Here is a 17,065-nt window from a genome sequence, read left to right as displayed (position 1 = left end):
TAATGAGGAAGGAGAGGCTAGAGCGTTAGGCTTTAATATTGGTGCCTAGCGTTGAAATGGTGTGGGTTTTGCCGCCGGCATTGTAGGTCATACCGATCTTGCCGTGAGTGTGTTGAAGCATGTTATTGAGCTTGTTAAAACTCAATTGAGCACGGCTGAGGGATTCTCCATTCACGCGATTGACTTGTTGACAGTCCAGCACGATGGATTGGATTTGGGCTACAACCTGACTTAGGTGCTCATCTTCGGTAAGTTGATTGACATGCGGGTGAGAGGCAATTCGCTGATCAGTAGTTCTTAGCTGATCAATGAGTGTCATTTTTTGTTTGGCGATGCTTTCGATTTCAGAAGAGACACGCGCAGTAATCGCCTGTGTTTCCTGACGTAACACAGTAGAAAGTGCCTTAGCATTTTCTAGTTGAAAGTTTACGAGATCGACTAATGCTGCCATAAATACTTACCTTGGGCCTAAGTCAGTTAGCTTTTGCCTTGCAATTCGTTTTCAAACTTGATCATATTGTCGGCCAGTTTTTCTGGGTCAACGCGGTATGAACCGTTTGCGATTGCTTCTTTGATTGCCGCTACTTTCGCACTGTCGTAAGCCGGAGAAGCTGCCATATCCTTTTGGAGTTTGCTGACGGCTTTACTTTGTTGGCTTAGCGATACAGCGTCTTGTTGAGCTGGCGCTTTTTTCGATTCAGTTGCGCTTGATGTCGCACTTGAATCGTTACGTGCAGGCGCGCGACTGGTCGTCGACATCATTTGCCCTGAACGTATATTATCTATACCTGCCATGTTTAACCTTTGCCTTGTATCGTAATACTGGTATCCAGACTATCGACCAACCAAACGATAACTTTAATCATTTTTTGCATTTTTATTGATCAATTTTCACAATGCGGTTGTGCTACCTAAATAAAGGTTAAAAGGTGACGGTAATTTCCGCAATGTCAGTCACTATGCCCTCTATTATACGTTGTGACTTGTCATTTTTCACTCTTACTTGATCGCCCGTGGCTCCATCTTGCAATGCTGTGCCTTGTGTTGTGATCGTCATGCCTGATTTTACGGCCTTTATTATCACTTTTTCATTACGGCAAACCACGCAAACATCATTGCGCTCAACCACGTCACCAAGACGAACGCTACGTTTTAACTTCGCACCGACCACTTGTTCGAAGCTGGAAAAGCCATCTTTGCGAAAGCGTTGAAGCTCAATCATGGACGTCGTGACATCCGATGCGCTGATGATCTCACCTCGGCCAAGTTGTCGAGTTGCTACGATCATCGGTACTGAAGAGGAGACACGAACAGGGACATACACTTTCCAGTCATCGGCAGGGCATTCTACCAACACATTGATATTGCTGCGGGTGCTGCTGGTGGAAGAGGCCGAAGTGTCGAGTGGTTCAGGGCAGTCTGTTGCCTTGATTCGAGAGTCAATGTCTGCCGCATTCACAGTCAATTCACCTCCGGCTGGCTGCTCTACCGTGGCAAGAATATGTTGTTCTGCTGCCAATTTTATTTGTTCTATCTGATTATCTGTTGCCGAATGAACAAAAAAACTAAACATACTGAGCAAAATGCCGATAGACTTAGCGTACTTTGTAAATAGCGCTCTACATATTGTCATAGTCAATGTTGTCGAAGTTATAGTGAAATACGCCATACTGTCTCCCTGGTATCATGCTTGCCAGTGGTAGAGTATCATTTAAAAACAAAAAGTTTGAGATGGAGATGAGCATATGACGGGGATTCTTGACTCGGTGAATCAGCGTACGCAACTCGTCGGTCAGAACCGATTGGAATTATTGACCTTTCGACTGATGGGGCGACAGCGTTACGGCATCAACGTATTCAAAGTAAAAGAAGTACTTCAGTGCCCTAAGCTGACTTCTATGCCAAATCTACACCCTTTGGTAAAAGGTATTGCTCATATCCGTGGCCATACCGTGTCAGTAATTGATTTGAGCCTGGCAATTGGTGGCCGCCCAACCACCGATATTGATAAATGTTTTGTTGTTATCGCTGAATTTAACCGTACGATCCAAGCATTTTTGGTATCATCGGTTGAGCGTATTATCAACATGCACTGGGAAGCGATTTTGCCGCCGCCAGATGGCGCAGGTAAAGCGCACTACCTAACTGCTGTGACGAATATCGATAACGAACTTGTTGAAATCCTAGACGTGGAAAAAATCCTGGCTGAAATCGCGCCAGTTGATGAAACCATGGATTCAACCATCGGTGAAGAAATCGCACAAGCGGAGCAAGAAAAGCCTATCGTACGTCGTATTCTGATTGCTGATGACTCAACGGTTGCACGTAAGCAAGTTGAGCGCGCGATTACTTCGATTGGTTTCGAGGTCGTATCTGTCAAAGATGGCAAAGAAGCGTACAATAAGTTGCTTGAAATGGCTCAAGAAGGCAGCATTTACGATCAGATTTCTTTGGTGATTTCTGATATCGAAATGCCAGAAATGGATGGCTACACATTAACGGCTGAAATCCGCAGAAATGCAGATTTGAAAGATCTTTATGTTATCCTTCATTCCTCATTAAGTGGCGTTTTCAACCAAGCCATGGTTGAGCGCGTAGGTGCAAACACCTTCATTGCGAAATTTAACCCAGACGAATTGGGTAACGCGGTTAAATCTGCATTAACACAATAAAAGAGACATTAATGACTGCTATTACAATCAGTGATCAAGAGTATCGTGACTTTAGCCGTTTTCTAGAATCGCAATGTGGCATCGTATTAGGCGATAGCAAACAATACCTCGTGCGCAGCCGACTGAGTCCTCTAGTGACTAAGTTCAAGCTTGCGTCGTTGTCTGATTTGCTGCGCGATGTTGTTGCTGGCCGCAATCGTGAACTGCGTATTGCTGCTGTGGATGCGATGACGACTAACGAAACATTGTGGTTTCGAGATACTTATCCGTTCACGGTTTTAGCTGACAAACTATTGCCAGAAGTTGCGGCAAATAAACGTCCAATTAAAATTTGGTCTGCGGCCAGTTCATCTGGTCAAGAACCTTATTCAATCGCGATGACAATTCTGGAAACGCAACAGCGTAAGCCAGGTTTGCTGCCAAGTGTTTCCATCACAGCGACGGACATTTCTGCAAGCATGCTCGAAATGTGTCGTGCAGGTGTGTATGACAACCTAGCTTTAGGTCGTGGTCTTTCGCCTGAGCGTCGCCGCACTTTCTTTGAAGATGCAGGCGATGGCCGTATGAAAGTGAAAGACAACGTTAAACGTTTGGTGAACTTCCGTCCTCAAAACTTGATGGATAGCTACGCACTGATGGGTAAATTCGACATCATTTTCTGTCGTAACGTGCTGATTTACTTCTCTCCAGAGATGAAATCTAAAGTGCTTAACCAAATGGCGAGTAGTTTAAACCCTGGTGGTTACCTATTGCTGGGTGCGTCAGAGTCGTTAACCGGTCTGACTGATAAATTTGAAATGGTGCGCTGTAATCCCGGTATCATTTACAAGCTTAAATAGCGGTATCTCTTATTTGAAAACAAAGCCTGACCTCGTGTCAGGCTTTTCTTTTTCTGCATCCTTTCTTTTGTCTACATGAGATGAGATTTCGAGTTTCCCCTCGCTAATCTGTTGTCGGACTTTGCCCTGTTCCCTCTGCAGGGTGTATCTTTATTCAAGTAAGCGAAGTGATACGACATTCCAGTTACTTTGGCTTGCTTATTGCAATCTAAAACGTCAATAGCTGATAGGTGTTTTAGCGTTTCCGGTTTTTGGCACGCTAATTGCTATTTGGTTATTAATAACGGTCAGTTCTTAATTGTAGAGGCAAACATGGCTATATCTTTTGACAAGGCACTAGGCATCCACCAGCACACGGTGGGCGTACGTGAGCGCAATGCAGAGGTGATTTCCACCAACATCGCGCAAGCAAACACGCCTGGTTACAAAGCAAGAGGTCTAGACTTTGCCAAGGAATTACAAGCGGCAACATCTGGGGCAAGCATTGGTCTTAGCCGAACAGATGGTCGGCATATTCCTGCCACTACAACGTTGATGGGGGACAAACTGTATCGTCTTCCTACGCAACCAGACACGGGTGATGGCAACACCGTTGACTTGGATTTAGAGCGTAACTTGTTTATGCAAAACCAAATCAGACACCAAGCATCACTCGACTTTCTAGGCGGCAAATTCAAGAACTTAACCAAGGCAATCAAAGGGGATTAATTTAGATGAGCTTATTTAACGTTTTCAATGTGACAGGTTCCGCAATGAGCGCTGAGTCTGTTCGTCTGAATACTACCTCGAGCAACTTGGCGAATGCCGACAGTGTCAGCAGCTCTGCGAAAGACACCTACAAAGCGCGTCATGCTGTATTTGGTGCTGAGTTAAGTAACGCCATGCGTGGCGGTGATACTGTGCCAGTGAAAGTTCTGGGAATTGTAGAAAGTGATAAGCCGCTTAGTGCGGAGTACAACCCTGATCATCCCCTTGCAAACGACGAAGGTTACATCTACAAGCCAAACGTCAATGTAATGGAAGAAATGGCAAACATGATTTCGGCTTCTCGCGCATACCAAACGAATGTGCAGGTTGCTGATTCTAGTAAACAAATGCTGCTGCGTACGCTGCAGATGGGTCAATAAGGATAAGGAGGTAGCGTATGGCCGGAATTAACAACGTTGGTCAAAGCGGCTTGTCCTATATCGACCAGCTTAAAAGTCTTCAAGAGAACAAAAAAGCGGAAGGGAGCACAGGTAAGCAGGACCTAAAACAGGAAGACTTCTTATCGTTGCTCACGAAACAATTGTCTCAACAGGACCCTTTTAAGCCGGTAAGTAATGACCAGATGATTGCGCAAATGGCGTCATTTGCGACCGTAGATGGCATTGGCAAGATGAACACTCAGTTTGAGAGTTTGAACTCGTCAATGACATCGAACCAAGCGTTGCAAGCTTCCTCTTTGGTAGGGCGCGACGTATTGGTCCCAGGTGCGGCGGGTGTGAAGCAAGACGATGCGCCTATGGCGGCAATGGTTAAGCTTTCGAAATCTCTCGACAACTTGTTTGTTCGTGTAGAAGACGAAGCCGGCCAATTGGTTCGTACTTTTGAGGTAGGTGCGAAACCAGCCGGCGACACACGCGTACTTTGGGATGGTAATGATGAAAGCGGTAATCCATTGCCTGCTGGCAAATACAAAGTGAAAGCGTCTGGTTTAGTGGATGGGGAGTCACAAGAGTTCCCAGTGTCTACTTATGCCAACGTAAACAGCGTATTGCTGGGCAAAGGTGACGGAAACGTATTACTCAATCTGGCTGGTTTTGAATCACCAGTTCGACTTGCAGAAGTACTGGAAGTCGGCAAAGCGTAATCCATAACACGCTAGATTAGGAGATTTTGGAATGTCATATGTATCTTTAAGCGGTTTGTCCGCGGCTCAACTGGATTTAAATACAACCAGTAACAACATTGCGAACGCTAACACGTACGGCTTTAAAGAGTCTCGTGCGGAATTTGCTGATGTTTACTCAAACTCTTTGTTTACTAACGCGAAAACCACTCCGGGTGGCGGTGCACAAGCAAGCCAAGTGGCACAACAGTTCCACGAAGGCTCAAGCATTTACACCAACAACCCAATGGATTTGCGTGTATCGGGTACTGGCTTCTTCGCGGTCGCGAAAGATCGTCTTATCCCACAACAAAATGAAATGACACGTAACGGTGCATTCCATTTGAACAAAGAAAACTACATGGTAACCGCGAACGATGAGTTCCTACTTGGTTATCAAGTAAACCCAGAGTCTGGTGAGGTTTCATCTTACGAGCCACAACCAATCAATATTCCTGCGGAATTTGGTAAGCCAAAACAAACAGCGAACATTGAAGTGGGCGTGAACTTACCTGCTAATGGTGATTTGAAAGATCCAACTCAGTTTGATTTTTCAGACCCAGATACATACAACCGTTCAACCTCTTCGACCATTTATGACTCGATGGGTCAATCTTACAAGTTAACAACGTACTACTTGAAAGATCAGACTCAGCCAAACACGTGGAACACTTACTACACAGTAACAGACAAGAGTGGTGAGAAGCCGTTAAACGTTGCTGGTGGTGATGCGCAAACACCAACAGGTCATATTGGTCACACCATGAAGTTCAACAACGATGGTACGTTGGCAAGCCTAAACAGCGGTAACCCGATTACTTCTGTTGCATTGGGTGATCCTGCAACAAACACCACGCCGCTTGATATGAATGGTGCAGATCCTGCTCAGACGCTTAACTTTGGTCTGGGTGCTGCGACACAATTTGCCGCCCCATTTGAGCTGACTAAGTTCGATGAAGATGGTGCGACAACGGGTTTCCTAACCAAAGTTGACTTTGATGAAAACGGCAGCGTATTGGGTACTTACTCAAACGGTGAAAACGTAACGTTGGGTCGTGTGGCGCTAGTTCGTGTACCTAACGAGCAAGGTCTGGATAAGAAGGGCGGTACGCAATGGGATTCAACTCAGTTCTCTGGTGACAAGATTTGGGGTGAATCAAACAAAGGCTCTTTCGGTACTATCAACAACGGTATGCTGGAACAGTCAAACATTGATATGACTCAGGAGCTGGTGGATCTGATCTCTGCTCAGCGTAACTTCCAAGCAAACTCACGTTCGCTAGAAGTACATAACCAGCTACAACAAAATATCCTGCAGATTCGATAATCTGCATCATCAAGTTGGGCGTGCTTTCGCCGCTTGGCTTGATAACATCATGACATTCATCTGATGCTTAGCCTGAAAACACCTCAGTTCAGGCTAAGCATGCTTTGATCTCTGGTTTGCCGCTGTTGCCGCCACATGGATCAAAATCTTGCCTCCCTTTGCAGTTTTCCTTCATTGAACATCCTTCTTGATTGCCTTTAATTTTATTCAAGTTTTTGATAAATAAGCCTATTTTATCTTGGCATAACTATTGCTTTTACTCCGAAGTACAGAGACTTTTTTGGAGTAGATTATGGATCGCGCACTGTTTCTCGCAATGAGTGGCGCCAAGCAAAATATGCAGGCTTTGCAATTGCGTGCTAACAACTTGGCTAACGTCAGCACGACGGGTTTTCGTGCAGATTTAGCACAGGCTCGCTCAATGCAAGCGTATGGCGATGGTTTGCCGTCACGCGTGTTTAGCATGACAGAGCGTCCGGGACATAATTTTGCTCAAGGCAGCGTGATCACGACTGGTCGCGATTTAGACATTACCGTCGAAGGCAGCGGTTGGATTTCTGTATTGGATCACACCGGCAAAGAAGGTTTGACCCGTAACGGTAACCTAAAAATTGACCAAAATGGCATGCTAACCAACGCAAGCGGTCATGCCGTTTTGGATGAGAACGATGCGCCAATCACTCTGCCAATCCCACTCTCCAAAATCGAAATCGGTCGTGATGGCACCATCTCTGTACTTCCACAAGGTGCGCCGGCTGAAGAATTACAAATCGTTGATCGTATCAAGCTTGTGAAAACTGACGATCAAAGCTTATTTAAAGACACCAATGGCTTATTTCGCCATAAAACTCCAAACCAGCCTTACGAAGCAGATGGCACTATCAGCATCCAAACTGGTGCGATTGAAGGTAGTAACGTGAATGCCGTAGGTGAAATGACCGCGCTGATTGACCTTCAACGTCAATTCGAAATGCAGGTCAAAATGATGAGCACCGCTGAAGAGATGGATAAATCTTCAGATTCATTGCTTCGTATGAGTTAACAGAGTTAGAGGTTCACTATGCATCCAGCACTATGGGTAAGTAAAACAGGTCTAGACGCCCAACAAACCAACATCGCTACGATTTCGAACAACTTGGCGAACGCCTCGACCGTGGGCTACAAAAAAAGCCGTGCGGTCTTTGAAGATTTGTTCTATCAAAACATCAACCAGCCGGGCGGTCAGTCTTCTCAAAACACCGAGCTGCCAAGTGGCTTGATGCTTGGTGCTGGTTCTAAAGTGGTTGCAACGCAAAAAGTGCACACGCACGGTAATGCGCAAACCACCACCAACGCATTGGACATGATGGTGGAAGGCGATGGTTTCTTCCAAGTGACTCTGCCTGACGGCAACATCGGTTACACCCGTAACGGCCAGTTCACGCTAAATGGTGAAGGCACGCTAGTGACATCTGGTTCTGGTTACCCAGTAGAACCTGAAATTGTGATTCCTGAAGATGCGATTTCTATCACTGTCGGTACGGACGGTGAAGTATCTGTGCGCGTACGTGGTCAGCAAGATAACCAAGTCGTTGGTCAGTTGACTATTACGGACTTTGTTAACCCAGGTGGCCTAGAGCCAATCGGTCAGAACCTTTACTTGCCAACAGGCGCAAGTGGCGACCCGCAAGAAGGTGTTCCGGGTTTGGACGGTTTGGGTGAAATTCGCCAATCCATGCTAGAAGCCTCCAACGTAAACGTGACAGAAGAATTGGTCAACATGATCGAAGCTCAGCGCGTGTACGAAATGAACTCTAAAGTGATCTCATCTGTCGATAAGATGATGAGCTTCGTTAACCAGCAGTTGTAACGGCAAAAGTTAGCCATTAAGGAGCTCATAATGAAACGTATCTGTTTACTTGCGCTGATCACAACCATGTCTGGCTGTGCGATGTTAGAACCCATCGAAACGGATGAAGTGACGCAAGCGACTACCGTTGTGGATGCGGTTGAAGGCGATAAGTCGAAAGACGAGAGTAGCGGCATCGTTGATACACTGCGTGGCAGAAATGATCCGGTTGCTGGTGATCCAGCGTGGGCTCCAATCCATCCAAAACAAAAGCCTGAGCATTATGCTGCGGCGACGGGTTCTCTGTTTAGCCCAGAGCACATTACCGATTTGTATGATGACTCTAAACCTCGCGGCATTGGCGACATCATCACAGTCACGTTAGATGAAACCACCAGTGCGACGAAGAGCGCTAACGCGGACTTGTCGAAAACCAACGAAGCGCAAATGGATCCGTTACAAGTGGGCGGTGAAGAGCTGAAAGTAGGCGGCAAGTACAACTTCTCTTATGACTTAAACAACACCAACACCTTTGCTGGCGACTCTTCTGCGAAGCAGAGTAACAGCATCAGTGGTTACATTACGGTCGAAGTTATCGAAGTGCTGGCAAACGGCAACCTCGTGATCCGTGGTGAGAAGTGGATGACGCTAAATACGGGTGACGAGTACATTCGCTTAAGCGGCACAATTCGTCCTGATGACATCAACTTCGACAACACAATTGCGTCAAATCGTGTTTCTAACGCAAGAATTCAATACTCAGGAACCGGTCTGTCGCAAGATATGCAAGAGCCTGGCTTCTTGGCACGATTCTTTAATGTAGCGCTATAAGACGCCGTACTGACGGCAAATTGACTGCAAGAGATTAAGTAAGCATGAAAAGAATCGTTTTATTACTGATGAGCGTTGCTCTGTTTTCTACAGCCGCCCAAGCCGCACGAATCAAAGACGTCGCGCAAGTGGCAGGCGTGCGAAGCAACCAACTCGTGGGTTATGGTTTGGTTTCAGGCTTACCAGGTACCGGTGAAGCGAACCCATTTACTGAGCAAAGTTTCGCGGCCATGCTGCAAAACTTCGGCATTCAACTGCCGCCGGGTACCAAACCAAAAATCAAGAACGTTGCCGCGGTTATGGTCACGGCAGAGTTGCCGCCATTTTCTAAGCCGGGTCAACAAGTGGACGTGACTGTATCGTCAATCGGCAGTGCGAAAAGCCTACGTGGTGGTACGCTTCTACAAACGTTCCTTAAAGGTCTAGACGGTCAAGTTTACGCTGTTGCACAAGGTAACTTAGTGGTGAGCGGTTTCAGTGCTGAAGGCGCTGACGGTTCAAAAATTGTTGGTAACAACCCAACTGTTGGTCTTATCTCTAGTGGTGCGACGGTAGAGCGCGACATTCCAAACCCATTCGGTCGTGGTGATTACATTACTTTCAACTTGCTTGAATCTGATTTCACGACCGCACAACGCATGGCGGATGCGGTAAACAACTTCCTTGGCCCACAAATGGCTAGTGCAGTCGATGCGACGTCGGTACGCGTGCGTGCCCCGCGTGATGTCAGCCAGCGTGTGGCGTTTTTGTCCGCGATTGAAAACCTAGAGTTTGACCCAGCTGATGGCGCGGCGAAGATCATTGTTAACTCCCGTACTGGCACGATTGTCGTTGGCAAACACGTGCGTCTTAAGCCTGCGGCAGTGACGCATGGTGGCATGACTGTCGCCATCAAAGAAAATCTAAACGTTAGCCAACCAAACAGCTTCTCTGGCGGCCAAACGGTCGTGGTGCCCGATTCAGATATCGAAGTGACGGAAGAAAAAGGCAAGATGTTCAAATTCGAGCCGGGTTTGACGCTGGATGACCTCGTACGTGCGGTGAATGAAGTGGGCGCAGCACCTTCTGATTTGATGGCCATTTTACAAGCATTGAAACAAGCTGGTGCCATCGAAGGCCAGTTGATCATCATTTAATGGTTAGGAGGTTGCGATGATGAAGAATCCTAACGATATCGGTTTTATTCACGACATTAGCTCGCTCGATAGCCTGCGTCAGAAAGCGGTGAAAGAGGGTAAAGGTGGCGAGCAAGAAGCACTGCATGCGGCTGCTCGTCAGTTTGAGTCTATCTTTACATCCATGATGTTGAAGTCGATGCGCGAAGCGAACGAAGGCTTCGAGTCGAACATCATGAATAGCCAAAATGAGAAATTTTACCGCCAGATGCTTGATGAGCAGATGGCGAGTGAACTGAGCGCAAATGGCTCTATGGGCTTGGCAGATATGATAGTGGCACAGCTGACGGCTGGCCAAGGCAATGATAAGAGCGAAACGGCAATGCGCGATGCGGCAAACAGCGCCGTAGAATATCGTCGTGTGGACCCGAAAAAAGCGCGTGAAATTGAAAAGCGATTGATTGAGTCCGGCGAACTTTCCCGTACCAACCATACTCCTGCTAAGTTTGATTCGCCAGAATCCTTTGTGAACTCCATGAAGCCATACGCTGAAAAGGCGGCGAAAGCGTTGGGTGTAGAACCATCATTGCTTCTTGCTCAAGCAGCTCTGGAAACTGGCTGGGGACAAAAAGTGGTGCAAAATGCTCGTGGTAGCAGTAACAACTTGTTCAACATCAAAGCAGACAGAAGCTGGCAAGGTGATAAAGTCACCACGCAAACATTGGAATTTCATGACAATACGCCAGTGAAAGAGACGGCAGCGTTTCGTTCTTACTCGAACTATCAAGATAGTTTCAACGACTACGTCCGTTTCTTGAATGACAACCCACGTTACGAGACGGCATTGCAGCAACGTGGAGATTCTGAATCCTTTATTCGCGGTATTCATCGAGCAGGTTATGCGACGGATCCAACCTACGCCGACAAAGTTCTGCAAGTGAAGCAGAAAATCGAAAGTATGTAACCTTTTGGGGTTACAGCGTACGCGAATCATTAAGGCTTGCCATCGTGCAAGCCTTTATTTTACCTGAATTTACTACTCTAAATTCCACTTGGCACATCTTTTGCTTTTACTTGTCTAGGTGATCGGTATTTACCGATCTTATTTCGTTTTTGGGGGCAGGTATGGCGTCAGATCTTCTGAATGTAGGTACTCAAAGTGTGCTTACTGCTCAGAGGCAGTTAAATACTACTGGTCATAACATTTCTAATGTTAATACAGAAGGTTACAGCCGTCAGTCAGTGATTCAGGGTACCAACGATCCACGCATGTTTGGTGGTTCGACCTACGGCATGGGCGTGCATGTGGAAAATGTTCGCCGCTCGTGGGACCAATTTGCCGTTAATGAACTCAACCTGTCCTCTACAAGCAATGCGAATAAAACGGATACCCAAGATAACTTAGACATGCTTTCTAGTATGTTGAGCTCTGTTGCATCGAAGAAAATCCCAGAAAACCTCAACGAGTGGTTTGATGCTGTGAAAACCATGGCAGACACACCAAACGATTTAGGTGCGCGTAAAGTTGTGTTGGAAAAGGCAAAAATCTTTTCAGACACATTAAACGACTTTCACGAAACGGTGCGACTGCAGTCAGACGTAACCAATAAAAAATTGGACATGGGCATTGAGCGCATTAACCAACTGGCGCTAGAAATTCGTGACATTCACCGCTTGATGATGCGCACTCCTGGTCCACATAACGATTTGATGGATCAGCATGAAAAGCTGATTACCGAGCTGTCGGAATACACTAAGGTCACTGTGACCCCACGTAAAAACGCAGAAGGCTTCAACGTGCACATCGGCAATGGCCATACCTTGGTGTCGGGCACAGAGGCAAGCCAATTAAAAATGATTGATGGCTACCCAGACGTGCACCAACGACGTCTAGCGATGGTCGAAGGCGATGGCATCAAAGCGATTAAGGCCGACGACATGGACGGCAAAATCGGCGCGCTACTCGACATGCGTGACAAACACATTCCGCAGCTGCTGGATGAAATGGGGCGCTTAGCTACCGGATTCTCTTACAAGGTCAACCAACTGCAATCGCAAGGTTTGGATCTCAACGGCAAAATCGGTAAAGACGTTTTCACCGATGTGAATTCTGAGCTGGTGGCTAAATCACGAGTGTTTACTGCACCAAACTCGAAAGCGGACGTTGCCGTTTATGTCGATGATATTTCGGCGTTGAAAGGTGGCGAATATGCGCTGCGCTTCGATGGTGATCGCTACAGCGTGACAACACCGAAAGGCGAGCAAGTTCAGATAGATATAGACCAGTCGGATTCTACCTTCGTATTGGATGGCATGAGAGTGCAAATCGGCGAAGGCCTTGCCGCTGGCGAACGAGTGCTGCTGCGTCCTACTCGCAGTGGTGCTGCCATCATCAAGATGGAAACCAACGACGCTAAATCCATTGCCGCACAAAGTTATGAAGCGTCTACGACGTTTGCTCAAGGCAGTGCGAAATTCAATATTCGTGAAGCGGGTGATGTAAAAGAGTTTGAAGTAACGGTTCAGCCACCCGATGAAAAGCACGACAAAGCGTGGCTAAAGATTACCGATAACAAAGGTAACTTACTGTCTGATAAATACTCTTATCCGTTAGACAAAGATGATCCGCTGATTGAAATCTCAGTGCCGAAGAGTCATCCGCTATACAAAAATGGCGATGCAACCATCTTTGAACTGACAGAAGGCGCACTGCTGAACGATAAATTTACGGCCAACTTGGTGCCGTCAGAAGGTGGTAACGGCAACTTGAGAAAGATGCAGCAATTACAAACCAACAAAATGATGGATGGTAAATCGAGCACCTTGATTGACGTTTACCACAATCTTAATACTGAAGTGGGTTTGAAATCGGCAACGGCTAACCGCTTAGCATCGGTTGCGCGTTTAGAGCATGAAGCCGCACAAGAACGTGTAGCATCGATTGCGGGTGTGAACCTCGATGAAGAGGCCGCCAACATGATGAAGTTTCAACAAGCTTACATGGCTTCATCACGCGTGATGCAGGCGGCAAATGACACCTTCAACACCATTTTGCAACTGAGGTAAGGAGAAGAGATAAGTGTTAACCCGAATTTCTAGTTTCCATAACTATCAGTCTGTACAAAATGACTTGCGTCGCCAAGAGAACAAGATCCATCACAACCAAGAGCAACTTGCCTCAGGTAAGAAGCTGCTTAAACCAAGTGATGATCCGCTGGCTGCGCATTACATTCAGAATATTGGCCAGCAGCAAGAGCAGTTAAAGCAATATTTAAGTTCGATTGTGTTGGTGCGTAACCGTTTAGAAAACCACGAAGTGAACATCGCGAACGCAGAAAGTTTCGCTGATGAATCGAAACGTCTCACCATGGAAATGATCAACGGTGCGTTTTCTGCCGAAGACCGACAAGCGAAAAAGCGTGAGTTGGAAGAAATTGCAAATAACTTCCTTAACTTAGTGAATGCGCAAGATGAATCGGGCAACTACGTGTTTGCGGGGACAAAGCCGAAAAGCCAGCCATTTTATCGCGATAAAGATGGCAGCGTGCAATACGCTGGTGATGATTACCAACGCAAAATGAAAGTGTCCAGCATGCTGGATATGCCGATGAACGATCCTGGTAGCAAACTGTTCATGGAAATCCCAAACCCGTTTGGTGATTACCAGCCTAGTTACGATTTACAAAGCGGTTCTGACTTACTGCTAAGCAAAGCAACCAATGTGGATGCGAAGGACACCGCTTCTTATCGCGTGACGTTTGTCGATATGAATAACGGCAAGTTTGGCTACCAATTGGAGCGAAACGGCAAAGTGGTGGACGCTGACGAATTTTCGCCAGAAAAAGGCATCGAGTACAAAGGACTTAAAGTGCATGTGAAAGGGCAAATTACCCCTGGAGACAGCATCGGCATCGAAAAGCGTGAGTCCTTCAGTATTTTCGATACCTTTAAGGAAGCGATGTCTTGGTCGGATAAATCCGTTTCCGATACATCAGCGACCGCGAAGTTGCACCAAATGACTGAGGAATTTCAAGCTGCGTTCATCCATTTGAACAAAGCTCGAACCGACGTGGGTGCAAGGCTGAGCACGCTCGATATTCAAGAGCAAAACCACGAAGACTTTAACTTGTCTTTGGCAAAAGCAAAGAGCAATTTTGAGGATTTGGATTACTCCAAAGCCGTGATCGAGTTCAGTGAGAACTCGCGTGCATTACAGGCCTCGCAACAAGCTTTTGGCAAAACAAAAGACCTGACATTGTTTAACTACATTTAATGATTTGACGGCCAGCGGCGAATAACGACAACGAGAGATTTTGATGCCTTATGTGCCAAGCCTTAAGTGCGAGAAATTTCAAAAGTCGTTGAGGTGAGTGAGCGGCATGTTTTTACCGAATGCGGCAAAGGCACCGGTGGCAATGTGAGCGGCAAACTTCTCTTGGTGTGAAAATATCTTCATCGCATAGAGAAAGAGGTCGAAAACAGCGAGTGTGTTATCTAACTTATTGTTTATTTATCTATTTTAATTTGGAATCGATATCTTAAATAAGTTGGCACACAAATTGTATTGAATAATGTCAGAACAGATTTCGAGATTCTAAACCCTGCGTTAAAGGCAGATTTAGCAAGTAATTTTTACGGTCAGTGCTTATCCAAATGAGAGTAAAGCTGGCCGCTTCGCAAAAGCTTGCGAACTCAAAAGGAGAGCAAAATGGCTGTAACAGTTAGTACTAACGTCTCCGCGATGACCGCGCAGCGTTACTTAAATAAAGCGACCAACGAGCTTAATACCTCGATGGAGCGTCTATCATCAGGTCACAAAATTAACAGTGCAAAAGACGATGCAGCAGGTCTACAGATCTCTAACCGTCTAACGGCACAGTCTCGTGGTCTTGATGTGGCAATGCGTAACGCGAACGATGGTATCTCTATCGCTCAAACGGCTGAAGGTGCGATGAACGAAGCAACGTCAGTGATGCAGCGTATGCGTGACTTGGCTATCCAGTCATCAAACGGTACTAACTCTCCAGCTGAGCGTCAGGCAATCAACGAAGAATCAATGGCGTTGGTTGACGAACTGAACCGTATCGCAGAAACCACATCATTCGGTGGTCGTCGTCTATTGAACGGCTCATTCGGTGAAGCGGCATTCCAAATCGGTGCGAGCTCTGGTGAAGCGATGATCATGGGTCTAACTAGTATTCGTGCAGATGACACTCGTATGGGCGGTGTGACATTCTTCTCTGAAGTAGGAAAAGGTAAAGATTGGGGTGTTGATCCAACTAAAGCCGATCTAAAAATCACGCTTCCTGGCATGGGTGAAGACGAAGATGGTAATGTTGATGATCTAGAAATAAATATCAACGCGAAAGCGGGTGATGACATCGAAGAGCTAGCAACGTACATCAATGGTCAATCAGACATGATCAACGCGTCTGTAAGCGAAGATGGCAAGCTGCAAATTTTTGTTGCTCATCCAAACGTTCAGGGTGACATCTCGATCTCTGGTGGTCTTGCTTCTGAGCTAGGCCTAAGCGATGAGCCAGTAAGAACATCAGTACAAGATATTGATATGACAACGGTTCAAGGATCTCAGAACGCGATTTCTGTACTGGACTCTGCACTGAAATACGTGGATTCACAACGTGCGGATCTTGGTGCGAAACAAAACCGTCTGAGCCACAGCATCAACAACTTGGCAAATATCCAAGAAAACGTTGACGCGTCGAACAGCCGAATTAAAGACACGGACTTTGCGAAAGAAACAACGCAAATGACCAAAGCACAAATTTTGCAACAAGCAGGTACTTCGATTCTTGCTCAAGCGAAACAGTTGCCAAACTCTGCAATGTCACTATTGCAGTAGTTTATACCAATTACAGTGAATAAAAGTTCAGAAATAGCGTAGATTCAATGCTTGAGAACGAGGCAAAGTTTTTCGATAAGTAGTCATTCTACAGTCAAAAACTTTAACATAATTATCGAGCATTTTAGCAAGCTAGGGTGAGCAGTTATTTACTACGATTGGTATCCTCTAGCCTGTATTCAATACATTCAGACGTGGATGGGAATGCGGGCTTTTGGCAAGCAACTTTATAATAGAATGAATGGCTCTCTCATCTCTCACCTGCCAATCATTTTCAATGTAGAGTTGCACCCGGTATGCCGGAAATGTGTTAATTTCTCTTGATCTCCACATAGGCTCTGGCGACCAACCTAGCCCCAGTTCTCTCAAAGGAAAAGGGGCTTTTTCTTTTCTGCATTTTCCTTCTTTTATTTTCTCTATTCATTTCCTTATCTCTTGTTTTTGATGTTTTTCTGTACAATTTAGCCCTCTCGGCTCAATTTGTAGAAACTTGAGCACTTTTTCTGACTTTTCTTCAATTTTTTTAGCCAAATCTCGCTATGTTATTTTTTTAATTTTTTTTCTAAAGCTTCTGAATTTGGTGTCGTTAATAGAAGTAACTTTGAGAGAACTACTTGGTTTTCCGAGACGTCGGAAACCGCTACATCGGAAAATCAATTGGAGAAATCACCATGGCAGTGAATGTAAACACTAACGTATCAGCGATGACCGCTCAGCGTT

General features: G+C 46.0%; 17 protein-coding genes. 14 read left to right on the top strand and 3 right to left on the bottom strand.

Features of this window, described 5'->3' with window-relative positions; genetic code table 11:
- Positions 1 to 25: 25 nt before the first annotated feature.
- The 3 genes from UF05_RS15475 to flgA all read right to left on the bottom strand — a co-directional run bounded on the left by UF05_RS15475 (position 26) and on the right by flgA (position 1,669).
- Positions 26 to 451, bottom strand: a complete 426-nt coding sequence (locus UF05_RS15475) for a flagella synthesis protein FlgN (protein WP_005454011.1) — start codon at positions 449 to 451, stop codon at positions 26 to 28.
- Between the two features lie 26 nt (positions 452 to 477).
- Positions 478 to 795, bottom strand: a complete 318-nt coding sequence (gene flgM, locus UF05_RS15470) for a flagellar biosynthesis anti-sigma factor FlgM (RefSeq protein ID WP_005453996.1) — start codon at positions 793 to 795, stop codon at positions 478 to 480.
- Between the two features lie 127 nt (positions 796 to 922).
- Positions 923 to 1,669: a flagellar basal body P-ring formation chaperone FlgA gene (flgA, locus tag UF05_RS15465; RefSeq protein ID WP_045544943.1), complete on the bottom strand. Its 747-nt coding sequence runs from the start codon at positions 1,667 to 1,669 to the stop codon at positions 923 to 925.
- A gap of 76 nt (positions 1,670 to 1,745) precedes the next feature.
- Between flgA and UF05_RS15460 the strand changes: the two genes are divergently transcribed.
- The 14 genes from UF05_RS15460 (at position 1,746) to UF05_RS15395 (ending at position 16,345) form a co-directional block, all read left to right on the top strand.
- On the top strand, positions 1,746 to 2,672 hold the full coding sequence (locus UF05_RS15460) for a chemotaxis protein CheV (protein ID WP_005462297.1): 927 nt from the start codon (positions 1,746 to 1,748) through the stop codon (positions 2,670 to 2,672).
- Between the two features lie 11 nt (positions 2,673 to 2,683).
- On the top strand, positions 2,684 to 3,511 hold the full coding sequence (locus UF05_RS15455; protein ID WP_005462295.1) for a protein-glutamate O-methyltransferase: 828 nt from the start codon (positions 2,684 to 2,686) through the stop codon (positions 3,509 to 3,511).
- Positions 3,512 to 3,823: 312 nt separating this feature from the next.
- Positions 3,824 to 4,219, top strand: a complete 396-nt coding sequence (gene flgB / locus UF05_RS15450; RefSeq protein WP_005462294.1) for a flagellar basal body rod protein FlgB — start codon at positions 3,824 to 3,826, stop codon at positions 4,217 to 4,219.
- A gap of 5 nt (positions 4,220 to 4,224) precedes the next feature.
- On the top strand, positions 4,225 to 4,638 hold the full coding sequence (gene flgC, locus UF05_RS15445) for a flagellar basal body rod protein FlgC (RefSeq protein WP_005462293.1): 414 nt from the start codon (positions 4,225 to 4,227) through the stop codon (positions 4,636 to 4,638).
- A gap of 17 nt (positions 4,639 to 4,655) precedes the next feature.
- A complete protein-coding gene (gene flgD, locus UF05_RS15440) occupies positions 4,656 to 5,363 on the top strand; it encodes a flagellar hook assembly protein FlgD (RefSeq protein WP_005462292.1) in 708 nt (235 codons plus the stop codon).
- 31 nt (positions 5,364 to 5,394) lie between these two features.
- A complete protein-coding gene (flgE, locus tag UF05_RS15435; protein WP_005462291.1) occupies positions 5,395 to 6,708 on the top strand; it encodes a flagellar hook protein FlgE in 1,314 nt (437 codons plus the stop codon).
- A gap of 292 nt (positions 6,709 to 7,000) precedes the next feature.
- On the top strand, positions 7,001 to 7,750 hold the full coding sequence (locus UF05_RS15430) for a flagellar basal body rod protein FlgF (protein ID WP_045544942.1): 750 nt from the start codon (positions 7,001 to 7,003) through the stop codon (positions 7,748 to 7,750).
- 18 nt (positions 7,751 to 7,768) lie between these two features.
- Complete coding sequence (gene flgG, locus UF05_RS15425; protein WP_005382032.1) at positions 7,769 to 8,557, top strand: flagellar basal-body rod protein FlgG; 789 nt, start codon at positions 7,769 to 7,771, stop codon at positions 8,555 to 8,557.
- A 30-nt stretch (positions 8,558 to 8,587) separates the two neighbouring features.
- Positions 8,588 to 9,367: a flagellar basal body L-ring protein FlgH gene (flgH, locus tag UF05_RS15420; RefSeq protein WP_005462288.1), complete on the top strand. Its 780-nt coding sequence runs from the start codon at positions 8,588 to 8,590 to the stop codon at positions 9,365 to 9,367.
- A gap of 44 nt (positions 9,368 to 9,411) precedes the next feature.
- Positions 9,412 to 10,503, top strand: a complete 1,092-nt coding sequence (locus tag UF05_RS15415) for a flagellar basal body P-ring protein FlgI (protein WP_045544941.1) — start codon at positions 9,412 to 9,414, stop codon at positions 10,501 to 10,503.
- A 16-nt stretch (positions 10,504 to 10,519) separates the two neighbouring features.
- A complete protein-coding gene (gene flgJ / locus UF05_RS15410) occupies positions 10,520 to 11,446 on the top strand; it encodes a flagellar assembly peptidoglycan hydrolase FlgJ (RefSeq protein WP_045544940.1) in 927 nt (308 codons plus the stop codon).
- 161 nt (positions 11,447 to 11,607) lie between these two features.
- Positions 11,608 to 13,548: a flagellar hook-associated protein FlgK gene (gene flgK / locus UF05_RS15405; RefSeq protein WP_005482264.1), complete on the top strand. Its 1,941-nt coding sequence runs from the start codon at positions 11,608 to 11,610 to the stop codon at positions 13,546 to 13,548.
- A 13-nt stretch (positions 13,549 to 13,561) separates the two neighbouring features.
- A complete protein-coding gene (gene flgL, locus UF05_RS15400; protein ID WP_005482245.1) occupies positions 13,562 to 14,755 on the top strand; it encodes a flagellar hook-associated protein FlgL in 1,194 nt (397 codons plus the stop codon).
- 435 nt (positions 14,756 to 15,190) lie between these two features.
- The gene (locus UF05_RS15395) at positions 15,191 to 16,345 is read left to right on the top strand and encodes a flagellin (protein WP_005462278.1); all 1,155 of its coding nucleotides are present in this window, start codon (positions 15,191 to 15,193) and stop codon (positions 16,343 to 16,345) included.
- Positions 16,346 to 17,065 lie beyond the last annotated feature (720 nt).

It is taken from the genome of Vibrio sp. S457-15 (assembly GCF_000960545.1).
GTDB classification, from domain to species: domain Bacteria; phylum Pseudomonadota; class Gammaproteobacteria; order Enterobacterales; family Vibrionaceae; genus Vibrio; species Vibrio parahaemolyticus.
The sequence above is the reverse complement of the archived record's forward strand: the minus strand, read 5'-3'. Positions and strand labels throughout refer to the sequence as shown.

What these genes read in the sequence shown, in the direction of transcription:
- UF05_RS15475 (WP_005454011.1), bottom strand. Translation starts at nt 451, where the DNA reads ATGGCAGCATTAGTCGATCTCGTAAACTTTCAACTAGAAAATGCTAAG.
- flgM (WP_005453996.1), bottom strand. Translation starts at nt 795, where the DNA reads ATGGCAGGTATAGATAATATACGTTCAGGGCAAATGATGTCGACGACC.
- flgA (WP_045544943.1), bottom strand. Translation starts at nt 1,669, where the DNA reads ATGGCGTATTTCACTATAACTTCGACAACATTGACTATGACAATATGT.
- UF05_RS15460 (WP_005462297.1), top strand. Translation starts at nt 1,746, where the DNA reads ATGACGGGGATTCTTGACTCGGTGAATCAGCGTACGCAACTCGTCGGT.
- UF05_RS15455 (WP_005462295.1), top strand. Translation starts at nt 2,684, where the DNA reads ATGACTGCTATTACAATCAGTGATCAAGAGTATCGTGACTTTAGCCGT.
- flgB (WP_005462294.1), top strand. Translation starts at nt 3,824, where the DNA reads ATGGCTATATCTTTTGACAAGGCACTAGGCATCCACCAGCACACGGTG.
- flgC (WP_005462293.1), top strand. Translation starts at nt 4,225, where the DNA reads ATGAGCTTATTTAACGTTTTCAATGTGACAGGTTCCGCAATGAGCGCT.
- flgD (WP_005462292.1), top strand. Translation starts at nt 4,656, where the DNA reads ATGGCCGGAATTAACAACGTTGGTCAAAGCGGCTTGTCCTATATCGAC.
- flgE (WP_005462291.1), top strand. Translation starts at nt 5,395, where the DNA reads ATGTCATATGTATCTTTAAGCGGTTTGTCCGCGGCTCAACTGGATTTA.
- UF05_RS15430 (WP_045544942.1), top strand. Translation starts at nt 7,001, where the DNA reads ATGGATCGCGCACTGTTTCTCGCAATGAGTGGCGCCAAGCAAAATATG.
- flgG (WP_005382032.1), top strand. Translation starts at nt 7,769, where the DNA reads ATGCATCCAGCACTATGGGTAAGTAAAACAGGTCTAGACGCCCAACAA.
- flgH (WP_005462288.1), top strand. Translation starts at nt 8,588, where the DNA reads ATGAAACGTATCTGTTTACTTGCGCTGATCACAACCATGTCTGGCTGT.
- UF05_RS15415 (WP_045544941.1), top strand. Translation starts at nt 9,412, where the DNA reads ATGAAAAGAATCGTTTTATTACTGATGAGCGTTGCTCTGTTTTCTACA.
- flgJ (WP_045544940.1), top strand. Translation starts at nt 10,520, where the DNA reads ATGATGAAGAATCCTAACGATATCGGTTTTATTCACGACATTAGCTCG.
- flgK (WP_005482264.1), top strand. Translation starts at nt 11,608, where the DNA reads ATGGCGTCAGATCTTCTGAATGTAGGTACTCAAAGTGTGCTTACTGCT.
- UF05_RS15395 (WP_005462278.1), top strand. Translation starts at nt 15,191, where the DNA reads ATGGCTGTAACAGTTAGTACTAACGTCTCCGCGATGACCGCGCAGCGT.